The organism is Thalassospira sp. CH_XMU1420-2 (assembly GCF_037029325.1).
Classification (GTDB): domain Bacteria; phylum Pseudomonadota; class Alphaproteobacteria; order Rhodospirillales; family Thalassospiraceae; genus Thalassospira; species Thalassospira povalilytica.
Window position 1 is genome coordinate 126,091 of the sequence record NZ_JAYMEG010000006.1, and the last position, 11,757, is coordinate 137,847.

The 11,757-nt window shown below is 54.6% G+C and carries 10 protein-coding genes; 2 read left to right on the plus strand and 8 right to left on the minus strand.

Going from position 1 to position 11,757, the window contains the following annotated elements; translation table 11 throughout:
* Positions 1-8 precede the first annotated feature (8 nt).
* The 7 genes from acuI to WA429_RS17580 form a co-directional block, all read right to left on the minus strand.
* Positions 9-1,007: an acrylyl-CoA reductase (NADPH) gene (gene acuI, locus WA429_RS17550; RefSeq protein WP_287466248.1), complete on the minus strand. Its 999-nt coding sequence runs from the start codon at positions 1,005-1,007 to the stop codon at positions 9-11.
* Between the two features lie 105 nt (positions 1,008-1,112).
* The gene (locus tag WA429_RS17555; RefSeq protein ID WP_287466247.1) at positions 1,113-1,499 is read right to left on the minus strand and encodes a YkvA family protein; all 387 of its coding nucleotides are present in this window, start codon (positions 1,497-1,499) and stop codon (positions 1,113-1,115) included.
* Between the two features lie 38 nt (positions 1,500-1,537).
* The gene (asnB, locus tag WA429_RS17560; protein ID WP_287466246.1) at positions 1,538-3,298 is read right to left on the minus strand and encodes an asparagine synthase (glutamine-hydrolyzing); all 1,761 of its coding nucleotides are present in this window, start codon (positions 3,296-3,298) and stop codon (positions 1,538-1,540) included.
* Positions 3,298-4,323 carry a glycosyltransferase gene (locus WA429_RS17565; protein WP_287466245.1) on the minus strand — a complete coding sequence of 342 codons (1,026 nt, stop codon included), beginning with the start codon at positions 4,321-4,323 and terminating at the stop codon, positions 3,298-3,300. The genes asnB and WA429_RS17565 overlap by 1 nt, the downstream gene beginning before the upstream one ends.
* A gap of 24 nt (positions 4,324-4,347) precedes the next feature.
* Complete coding sequence (locus WA429_RS17570; protein ID WP_287466244.1) at positions 4,348-5,112, minus strand: glycosyltransferase family 2 protein; 765 nt, start codon at positions 5,110-5,112, stop codon at positions 4,348-4,350.
* Positions 5,105-6,076, minus strand: coding sequence for a glycosyltransferase family 9 protein (locus tag WA429_RS17575; RefSeq protein ID WP_287466243.1), 972 nt, complete (start codon positions 6,074-6,076; stop codon positions 5,105-5,107). Before WA429_RS17575 ends, WA429_RS17570 begins: the two co-directional genes overlap by 8 nt.
* A 3-nt stretch (positions 6,077-6,079) precedes the next feature.
* Positions 6,080-7,108 carry a glycosyltransferase gene (locus WA429_RS17580; protein WP_287466242.1) on the minus strand — a complete coding sequence of 343 codons (1,029 nt, stop codon included), beginning with the start codon at positions 7,106-7,108 and terminating at the stop codon, positions 6,080-6,082.
* A gap of 161 nt (positions 7,109-7,269) precedes the next feature.
* On the opposite strand from WA429_RS17580, the gene ygfZ reads away from it, so the two are divergent.
* A complete protein-coding gene (gene ygfZ / locus WA429_RS17585; protein WP_287466241.1) occupies positions 7,270-8,184 on the plus strand; it encodes a CAF17-like 4Fe-4S cluster assembly/insertion protein YgfZ in 915 nt (304 codons plus the stop codon).
* A 126-nt stretch (positions 8,185-8,310) separates the two neighbouring features.
* A complete protein-coding gene (locus tag WA429_RS17590) occupies positions 8,311-8,988 on the plus strand; it encodes a hypothetical protein (protein WP_287466240.1) in 678 nt (225 codons plus the stop codon).
* Positions 8,989-9,035: 47 nt separating this feature from the next.
* On the opposite strand, the gene ppdK is transcribed toward WA429_RS17590, so the two are convergent.
* Entirely contained in the window at positions 9,036-11,702 is a 2,667-nt protein-coding gene (gene ppdK / locus WA429_RS17595; RefSeq protein WP_286885227.1) for a pyruvate, phosphate dikinase, read from the minus strand.
* Positions 11,703-11,757: the final 55 nt, after the last annotated feature.

The window sequence follows — 11,757 nt, forward strand, 5'->3', positions numbered from 1 at the left end:
TGACCTTACTAGCAATCCTGCACGTCAATCAGAACTCGACCTTTGACCTGACCTTTCAGGATTTTCTCCCCCCAAGGCAGAATTTCGGACAAGGCAACCTTGGTCGTCGCTGTGGACAAATGATCGCTCGGCAATTGTCTGGCAAGGCGTTCCCAAGCCTTCACACGATAGTCATAGGGACACATCACCGAATCAATTCCGATCAGCCGAACCCCGCGCAGCAAGAACGGTATGACCGTAGCCGGAAGATCCGGACCACCGGCAAGACCGCATGCCGCCACCACACCGTGATACTTCATTTCTGACAATACATGTGCAAGTGTGCTGCTGCCGACGCTGTCAATCGCACCAACCCATTTCTCACTTAGAAGCGGCTTGCTGGTATCGGTCAATTCGTTGCGATCAACGATTGTCGTTGCGCCTAGGTCACGAAGATACTGATGTGTTTCGGCACGCCCGGTCGATGCGGCAACCCGGTATCCCAGCGCCGCCAATATCGAAACGGCAACTGACCCGACACCCCCGGCAGCACCGGTTACAAGAACCTCACCATCCTGATCCGGTGAAACACCCTGCTCCTCAAGGGCCATAACCGCCAGCATGGAAGTGAAGCCCGCCGTGCCGATGGCCATGGCCTGATCCGCGCCCAGCCCGTTTGGCAGCGGAACCAGCCAATCCGCCTTGACCCGGGCATATTGAGCATAGCCACCCCAGTGGGCCTCACCCACGCGCCAGCCGGTCAGGATGACCTCATCGCCGGGTTTATATCGCCGGTCTGTTGATGAAACGACCTCACCGGAAAAATCGACGCCAGGCACATGCGGATAGGATCGAACGAGGCGCCCCAATCCGTTCAGAATCATGCCATCCTTGTAATTAAGGGTCGACCACTTCACCCGAACCAGAACATCACCTTCTGGCAAATCTTCTGTCGTCAGATTTTTGAAACTGGCCGAAACGGACTTGTCCTGCTGATCAAGAACCAATGCACGGAATGTATCACTCATGACTTTCTTCCCTGTCTGACGGTTTTTATGACCAAAGGTTAGTCTTCGATCCCTACCCCGTCAAACATGCTGTCCGGATCATGACAACTGTGTCAGACGACAGTTTCACTCGGCCAACCCCGGCTGGGTTGGCGAGACCGGGTATTGGGCATCCCCCCAAATGGCAATGACAACTATCGCGACGACAAGAAGCAAAAGGTAAAGCCAGACCCGGCGCGTCGATTTTGCAGTACGCTGATCAAAAGAAGCAACATCGTCCTGGATAGCTGGTGGCAAACTTCGATAGGACAACCAGCCTAGCAACGGCACAATGACAAGATCATCAAGCCAGCCAATCCCGACAAGAACATCAGGCAAAAGATCGACCGGACTGATCAAATAGACCAGTCCGCCAAGCAGCAAAGCTTTCGACTTCCAGCTGACATCCCCCCGAAAAAGGGTCCGCAAAAGATTTGGGACAATCATCCAGACTGAAGATCTGATCTTGGGCATAGCCGCCTCCTGTCCTAAATCAGGGTTGGGTGCAGTCTTTAGGGTGCCAGTGTTTCAAACACATCTTTTTCCGGAGCATGGCCCAAAACATTGGCCTGATGCCACAGCGCATAGAAAAGAAGATGCCAGCAAGCCGCACCTTCGCGTTTTCCCGGTGTATTGAACAGTTTTTCGACCTTTGACGGGTCGGCGATTTCAAGTATGCCTGCCTGATTGGCAACCAAAGGTCCCAGACGCTTACCCTGTCCTGAAATCCATTCTGCAACCGGCACAGTAAAGCCACGTTTTTTCGCAAATGGATGGGCCATCGGCAAGCAGCGTTCCAGCCAGCTGCGCAGCAGGAACTTGCCAACTCCCTTGCGAACTTTAAGACGATCCGGCAACTGATAGGCAAATTCGGCAACCATCGGATCAAGGAATGGTGTTCGCCCTTCAAGCCCGTGTGCCATCAGCATGCGATCAAGCTTGATCAGCAAGTCATTTGGCAACCAGTCGGAACAATCAACAGCCTGCGCCACCGCAAGTCTCGAACGCTTTCCTCGGTTTTCGCGACTTTCCGATGCAGCAATCCCGTCGCGCCATCCTTCAAGCACATCGGGACGCAATACATCAATCTTGTCGAACGTCCCCTTGGACCGCATTACGCGCCCGCCCAGAAGAAGCGGTCGCATCACGGAACGGTACCGCCCATACCCGCCAAACAGCTCATCCCCGCCTTCGCCGCACAGCACGACCTTGAAATCGCGTGCGGCTTCGCTGGCCAGTTTGTAGGTTGGAAGAATTGCGTAATCTGCAACGGGATCATCCATCCGCGCAGCAACTTCCGGCAGAAGCGTCCAGAAATCACGTTCCGAGAACATGACCTCGATGTGATTGGCGTTGCAAGCCTTGGCAACATCGCGTGCAATTTCACGTTCATCATGCACGCTTGATGCTTCAAACGCTGCTGTATAGGCCGTTACCGGACGCTCATTCAACCGGTGCATCATGCCAAGCAACGATGCACTATCAACCCCGCCTGAAAGGAACATGGCGTAATCAACGTCTGATCGTTGATGCACCCTGACGGATTCTTCGAACACACGATCCCAGTCGGTCAACGCTGCTTCAAGATGTGTGCCGACCGATGCACTGTCCACAAGAACCTGACGACGGCGACGATCAATGATCCGACCATTGCTCAGGACAATGGTCTCGCCCGGCAGAAGCCGCTTGATCCCGTCAAAAATCATATCGCTGCCGGTTGTGAATTGAACCTGCAATAATTCGGAACGGGCATCTGCACGCACATCCCGACCAACCAGACCGGCTGCGATCAATGCCTGTGCTTCGGATGCGAAGGCGAAATATTCCGGCGTTTCGACATAGTAAAGCTGTTTGATACCAAACGGATCCCGGCACAGAACAACCTGGTTCTCTACAGCATCATGAATGGCAAAGGCATACATACCGCGCAGGGCATCAAAGCCTTCAATATTGTCACGGGCATAGACCCGAAGCGCTGTCTCGCTGTCAGACCCGGTCTTGAAGCTGGCTTCGCACAGGCTTTTGCGCAGCTCGACATAGTTATAGATCTCGCCATTGGCGACCAGTGCACTACCATTTTCATGATAAAGCGGTTGATCACCGGTATTCAGATCAATGATCGCAAGGCGGGTCTGGATAAAGCCAATCGGCCCTTTGACATATCGCCCGTCGCCGTCAGGCCCACGATGGCCCAGCGCATCACGCAAACGGTCAAGAATTTCAGGATCAAGGGTTTGCTTATCCTTGGCGATATAACCGGCAATTCCGCACATTAACGCGCAACCTCGTCAAAGAAAGCCTTGTATCTGGCAACCACTACGTCTTCGGTGAAATTGGCCTCGAACGCGGCGCGACCATTCGCAGACAATGTGTCTGAAAGCGCCTTGTCGTCAAGGACAGTCCGAAGATCACCTGCCAAAGCAGATGCATCTTCAAGCGGGGACAACAATCCGCTTTCCCCTTGGGTAATCAGTTGAACCGGCCCCTGACTTGCCTGTGCAACAACCGGTTTGCCATGTGCCCATGCCTCGATCACCATATTACCAAGCGGCTCGTGACGCGAAGATGCACAAAAGACATCACAAGTCGCAAACAGGTTGGCAACATCCCGCCGCCAGCCAAGCAAACGCACACGATCCGCAACGCCGCATTCACCCGACAATTTCAGTAAATCGTCCTTCAGATCACCGGCACCCGCGATCCAAAGATAGGCACCCGGCACATCGGCCAAGGCCCGGATCAGAGTATCAAATCCCTTGTTTTCATGCAGTCGACCGAGCCCGAGAATGAGCGGTGCATCGGACGGCGTATTGAACTCGGCACGATCAATGGCCGTGCCCGGAACAGCATCGACAAAGTTCGGCAGGTAATGTGTCCGTTCGACCGGCCAGCCTTCACGTACCAGATAATCGCAAATGTCTTTGGTATTGCCGATCAGATGATCGCAATCGCGAAAGTTCTTAAGCTTGTAATACCCGCCAAGCCGCGCGACCTTGGTGAAATCACCAGATGGTGTCATTCGGCTGGCCCGGTTCATCCATGTCAGGACGATGCGGGGTTTGTGTTTTTTGATTTGCTGGCGCAATCCCCAAGGGGTGCGCAAATCAAGGCGCCCGCCAAATGGCAACTCGTCAAACGAAACGCCATTGGCAGCAAGAACCGGATTACGTCCCTCGTTCGGACGGACAACGCAATGCTGATCAATACCGGCGCGCTGAAAACCGCAGGCAAGGCGCACAAAAAACTCCTCGGCCCCGCCAAACGGACTTCCGGCCATGGTCTGCAGCAACATTGTCATGCACCAGTCCCCAACTGAATTTGGTTATTCTTCATCATAGCGGGCTTTGAGATAGGAAATCATCGGGAACAAGGCGGCCAGAAGCGCGATCAAAAAGCCCATCCCGCCTTCCTTGTACCCCTTGCGCGATACGAAACAGCGCCAAAATCGCGAAAAAATCCGGCGGAAATTATGGCGGAATGTTCCGATATTCCCGCTTGCCCGCAAATCTGCGGCACGCGCATTGGTGTAGCTATCAAGCCGACGGATCATGTCCGAGATATTGCGATCCACAAAATGCACCAAGGCCCCGTTCAGTTTCGGCCCCTGCCGCCCGGACATTTCAATGGCCGGATGCACGCGCTGATCACCCCAAACCTTGTGACCCTTGCGAAACAGTCGCCACACCGCAGAAGTGCCAAATGACGCACCCCAGCCATATCGCACCAACCGTTTGCCAATATAGTTATCGACCGGGATCAGATAGCGGTCATAGGCGCCACTATTCACCGCCTCGCGGATTGCAATCGCCAGTTCCGCGTTAACATGTTCATCGGCGTCAAGTTCGAAAATCCAGTCGCCGGTTGCTTCTTCGATGGCCTTGTTGCGACGATGCCCTTCGATGTCCCAGCTGCCGACAACGGTTTTGGCACCAAATTCCTTGGCGATTTCTTCGGTTCGATCGGTGCATTTGTCACAAATCACAACGATTTCGTCGGCAAAGCTGACCTTTTCCAGACAGGTCGCCAGTCGCTTTTCCTCGTTATGGGCACACAGAACAACTGAAATACGCGGTGCTGCATCAGTCATTGTTTTTTCCTGCAAGACGATGTTCGGTAACCAGTTCGGTTGCCGCTTTGACAACCTTTTCGACCGGCAAGGTTTCCATCAGGTTTTCCTGTGAAAAACGGCTGGTCCGGTTTGCAATGATTTTGTCGTACGACCATTCGGTACGGACGGCCCTGCCCCATTTGGCAAATGGCCGATAATGTTCATCCCGCGACGGGCCAAACAAACCCAGTGTCGGGCATCCTGACGCCGCTGCCATATGCATCAGGCCAGAATCATTGCCAAGATACAAATCAGCACGTTCCAGACAGGCCATGACAGTCAAAAGGCTTTCGGTGCCAAAGATTACCGACCGTCTTTCTTCCGGGATCGACTTGATGACTTCTTCTGCCATATCCCGTTCGTTGGGCGCGCCGACAACCAGCACATGGGCATCTTCAAGCACTGCCCCCTTCCCGGTCAGGGTCGCAATCGTTTCGATGAAACGTTCCTTGTGCCAGGTCTTGCCAACCCAGTTTGATGTCGGCCCGACAATCAAAAGCGAACCTTTGACATTGCCAAGCAACGTGTCAGCACGATTCCGGCTTTCCTGATCGATCCAGATTTTAGGCAAAGGTGGTGGTGACACCTTCAACAACGCACCAAGCTGTTCAAGCCGGTGCAGGCTGTCATCGTTGCCTTTCAGCACAACGCGCCTGGTCCCGGGAAGGACATAGGCCGTGGCACTTCCGCGCAGGTCAACGATCACATCCCACCAGTTCAGAACAACCGACTTCCACAATTTCCACCAATGCCCGCCACGCTTTTGCTTGGGCATTTCAATAATGCCGTCAAGGTTCGGCACAGCCTTGAAAATCGGGGCCGCAACCGGGCCACAGGCAACCGTTATCCGAATACCCGGAAAGGTTTCGACATAATGTCGCAGAACTGCCGTCGACAGGACCGCATCACCAAGACGGTTTGACGTGATAAACAGAAGGCGCACGGTTTAAAGTTTCTCCAGCTCGCCTGCGACGTGAATCCATTCCCGACGATCATTGCGTGCGGCTTCGGACTGGTTGGCAAAAAATGCCCGGTCGGTCAAAAGCTGGGACGTGATGTTGCCATAGGCAGCTTCATCAGGAACGATATAGCCGGTTTTGCCGTCTTCAATCCGGTTCCGCGCAATCCCGCCATAGGACACCACCGGGGTCGCAGCCCCAAGGGCATCAACAATCCACTGACCGGCATAATCCGTACCGTATTTCCCGTGATGCAGGAATGCACGCGCATTGGCGATGGTCTCGGCCATGTCGGCTTCGGGTTTTGGATGATGAACCCTTACACCTTTGTCAATCGCACTGCGGACAAGATCAAGAACGTCGTCAGAAACGTCGTCATTTTCCCCTGCCATCGCGCTGAACAGGTCATAGGCGTAAATTTCAAGGATCGCGTTCGGTGCCTTGGGCGCGACATAGGCATCCCAAATCCGAACGATCTGGGCAATACCGGTTTTGGTATTGGCAACCGTCACCGCCAGTTCATCGCGCGATTCAAATGCCCAATGCATGTTCGACGCCATGGTGAAGGCAGCTGTTGCGCCCGGTTTCACCACGATCGGCTTTTTGGCAAGGTCCGCATCAAATGATTTGGCCTGGGCATCATCGGTAAAGATGACCTGTACTTTCTTTTCCTGAAGCACCAACCGCACTTCATCCGCATTCAGTCGCGCCGGATCACCGTCAAACCACAGAACAACCGTGGCATTTGTCGGTACCGAAAGATGGCTGAGCAAAGCAGGATCGCGCCAGACAATAACAGTATTGGCCGCATCGCCACCAAAAGGCGGCAATTCGGCATCAAGTTGTCGCCATGCTACACCGCTTGCATCCTTGTCGATGCCGCCATTGCGGCGCGCTTCGACCTTGTGTCCACGGGCAACAAGGGCCTCGGCCAGCGCAATGAAAGCACGTTGGCAGGTTCCCAGCGGGCGGGCTTCGCGATCCTTGGGATCAAAGCCGATTGAATGATCAAGCATCAAGATTTTCATAAGTTTGGTTCTATCTGCTCACAGGCGTTTTATGAAGGGTTTTCTTGCAGATCGTGCGGGCTTTATCCCCGCAGTCTACCCTTGCGAAATTTAGCTGATTGCCCCACATTTCGCCCAAACAAATCCGACAGATCGGAGCCAATACGATTATGAGTGAGTCTTTTTACGCCGTTCTGAGTGACCGCGCCGTCATCCGCGTGAGCGGACCGGACCGCGTCAGCTTTCTGCAAGGGCTGGTGTCAAACAATGTCGAAACCGTTTCTGCCACCAAATCGGGATATGGCGCGCTGCTGACACCGCAGGGGAAATTCCTGTTTGATTTCTTTGTCTATCAACAGGATGAGGAAAGCCTTCTTCTGGAATGCGAACGCGGTGAAAATGGCGAACGCGCCGCCGAACTGTTCAAGAAACTGCGCATGTACAAACTGCGCGCAAAGGTCGAACTGACCGATGTCACCGACAGTTACGACGTTATCGCCATTTTCGGCAAAGATGCCCTTGCGAACCTGTTTACCGACACGACACCGGGTACGACCGGACGCATTGCCAATGGCATCAAGGCTGTTGACCCGCGCCTGAGCGCAATGGGGGCCCGCATCTTGCTGCCCAAGAATGAGCTGGCTGAAATGGCAGCAATCGGCGCATCGGAAAGCGATGAAGAATCCTATCATCAGCTTCGCGTTTCACTTGGCCTGCCCAATGGCAGCGAAGAACTTGAGATCGAAAAATCCATCCTGCTTGAAAACGGCTTTGAGGAGCTGGGTGGGGTTGATTTCAAAAAAGGCTGCTATATGGGCCAGGAACTGACAGCGCGCACCAAATATCGCGGCCTTGTGCGCAAGCGCCTGCTGCCGATCTCGGTTGAGGGCCCGGCACCGGAAGCCGGAACCATCATCATGAACGGTGACAAGGAAGCTGGAACCATTCGGTCTGTGCACGGAAATGGCGGTCTTGCCCTGATCCGTCTGGAACGGGTTAGCGATGATGCCGACCTTGTTGCCGGCGATGCAAAAATCACGGTTCATGTTCCGGGCTGGGTCAAACTGCCCGAAACTGCGGCATAATCCACCCATCACGTGATCGCAAAATTTTGCAACCGGGCCCCGAATTCGGGGCCCGTTTTGTTTTCAAACCTGTTCGAAAGGGGTAATAACCCCTATGTTAAGGCCGGAACAAAACAGGTAACCGGAATGAAACTGCGTCACGCAGCCCCGTTTTTGATCGCATTGTTTTCTGCGCTTTGCGTCATGGCGACATCGCCAAACATTGCATTGGCACAGCAAACGCCGCCGGGCATCAGCGACAAGCCGGTTCCGGATATGTCAATCGACGAAACCACCGCGGAACTTGCCACCATCACTCAGATCTATAACCGTAAAGGCAATGAAATCAAACAGATGGCCCAAGGCGTTCTGTTGCGGTTCTATCCGCAAAAGATCGTGCCGTGTGGTGCAATCGTGACCACGGTTCGCGACTGCATTGATCATGAATGGCCGGATCTGAAAAATTATCCCGGTCACTTTCTCGGCCCGTATGAACAGCCGCCACTGAAGCCAACCCTGGCACAGGCGCGGATGACAGAGGAAAACTATTTCGATGCGGTTGAGCGCCTGAACATGTTGCTGCGTGCCGTGCGCTATGAAAGCACGCTTAAACCCGAAACCCGGTACCGCGCCCACATGAACGAGGTCATCGAACGCATGACCTATTTGCAGGAAGAAGAATTCCACCGCGCGGCCCTGTACGAAAAAATGTTCAAGATCGGCGGTATTGTGCTGCTGCTTCTCGGGCTGTCGGTTGGCGGGATGTTGATCATGAAACACATCGCCCACCGCAACGACCCGGATTCAGAAACGGGTCATAAATAACGGCGGCAAGTTTCCCCGCCGCCGTGTGAAGTCAGTCCCGATCGCGCCTATTTGCGACCAAGGGCCGCCTGTGCTGCTGCCAGGCGTGCAATCGGCACGCGGTATGGCGAACAGGATACGTAATCAAGCCCCTGTGCCTCGCAGAACGCGATGGATGACGGATCACCGCCATGCTCCCCGCAGATACCAAGCTTGATGTCACCCCGGGTCGCACGACCACGTTCTGCTGCAAGCCCGACCAGTTCGCCAACACCTTCCTGATCAAGGGATACGAACGGGTCGCCAGCAAAGATATCCTTGGCAATATAGGTATCAAGGAAACGCGATGCGTCATCACGTGACAGACCAAAGGTCGTCTGGGTCAAATCGTTGGTGCCAAAGCTGAAGAATTCGGCTTCTTCGGCGATTTCACCGGCACGCAGGGCTGCGCGCGGCAGTTCAATCATGGTGCCCACAAGGAAGTTCAGCTTTGCCGACTTTTCGGTTTCGACATCGGCCGCAACCCTGATGATGGCAGCTTTGAGGATTTCCAATTCCTTTTTGCCAACGATCAGCGGGATCATGATTTCCGGGATCACCGGATCACCGCCATCCTTGGAAACTTCGATCGCAGCTTCAAAGATAGCGCGCGCCTGCATTTCATAGATTTCCGGATAACTGATGCCAAGACGGCAACCACGATGCCCCAGCATCGGGTTGGCTTCGGCAAGATCAAGCAAGCGACGCTTGACGATGGCCTCGGACACACCGGCGGCATTTGCCACCTCGGCAATTTCGGCATCGCCATGTGGCAGGAATTCATGAAGTGGCGGATCGAGCAGACGGATCGTCACCGGAAGCCCCTTCATGATCCGGAACAGATCAATGAAGTCCTGCCGCTGATAGGGCAGAAGCTTGTCAAGCGCGGCACGGCGACCCTGTTCTGTTTCAGCTAGGATCATCTCACGCATGGAAATGATACGTGCCGGGTCAAAGAACATATGTTCGGTACGGCAAAGACCAATGCCCTCAGCCCCGAACCCGCGTGCGGTTTCCGCATCATCGGGGGTTTCGGCATTGGTACGGACTTTCAGGCGGCGCACGGCGTCTGCCCATTCCATCAACTGGGAGAAATCGCCCGAAAGGTCGGGTTTCAGAGTTGCGACCTCGCCCAGCATGACTTCACCGGTGCTGCCATCAAGGGTAATGACATCCCCTTCCTTAAGAGTCACACCACCGGAAATCATGGTTTTGTTGGCATAATCAATCTTGATCGCGCCAGCACCACAAACGCACGGCGTTCCCATTCCGCGGGCCACAACGGCGGCGTGACTGGTCATGCCACCGCGCGATGTCAGGATGCCTTCGGCGGCATGCATGCCCGCGATATCTTCGGGGCTGGTTTCAATACGCACCAGAATGACTTTGCGGCCTTTGTTCGAAACCCATTCTTCGGCTGCCTCGGCAGAAAACACGATCTGACCGGATGCGGCCCCCGGCGATGCCGGAAGTCCCATGCCGACAACCTTGCGTTCCGCATCCGGATCAAGGGTCGGATGAAGCAGCTGATCAAGCTGTGCCGGATCGACACGGCGCAATGCGTCTTCCTTGGAAATCACGCCATCGCGGCACATTTCAACCGCGATACGAAGGGCAGCCTTGGCGGTGCGCTTACCCGCACGGGTCTGAAGCATGTAAAGCTTGCCCGATTCAACAGTGAATTCCATGTCCTGCATATCGCGGTAATGGGATTCAAGCTTGTCACGGATATCACAAAGTTCAGCAAACACACCCGGCAGGGCTTCTTCCATCGATGTCAGATCAGAACCGGACTCTTCGCGTTCGATCTTGGTCAGCGGTGCCGGGGTACGGATGCCCGCAACCACATCTTCGCCCTGCGCATTGATCAGATATTCACCATAGAACCGGTTTTCGCCGGTCGACGGGTTGCGCGAGAAGCAAACACCGGTCGCGCAGTCATCGCCCATATTGCCAAAGACCATGGCCTGAACGTTGACCGCGGTCCCCCAGCTTGCCGGGATGTTGTGCAAACGGCGATAGGTGTTGGCGCGTGCATTCATCCAGCTGCCAAATACGGCACCAATCGCGCCCCAAAGCTGTTCGCGCGGGTCTTGCGGGAATGGCGCGTCGAGTTCGCTTTGGACTTTCTTTTTGAATTGTCCAACGACTTCGGCCCAGTCATCGGCACCCATTTCGGTATCAAGGGAATAGCCCTTGTCTTCCTTGTGAATTTCAAGGATTTCTTCGAAATGGTAGTGGTCAACGCCGAGAACGACGTCACCATACATTTGAATGAAACGGCGGTAGCTGTCATAAGCGAAACGACGGTCGCCGGAAACGGTTGCAAGGCCTTCAACGGTTTCGTCATTCAGACCAAGGTTAAGAACCGTGTCCATCATGCCCGGCATTGAGGCACGGGCACCGGAACGCACGGAAACAAGAAGCGGGTCCTTGGCATCGCCAAATTTGCGCCCGACCAGCTTTTCAACAGCGGCCAGCGCATTTTCCACTTCGGCATCAAGACCATCCGGGTAGGCACGGTCATTGTCATAAAACGCCGTGCAAACTTCGGTTGTAATGGTAAAGCCGGGCGGAACAGGAAGTCCGAGATTGCTCATCTCGGCAAGGTTCGCGCCCTTGCCGCCCAGAAGTTCACGCATATCCGAACGGCCTTCGGCGCTACCGCCACCGAAACCGTACACCCATTTGGTCATCTTGCCTTTTCCTCATCTGGTCAAGGCCCCTTTTGGGCCTCCCCGGATGGGGAAA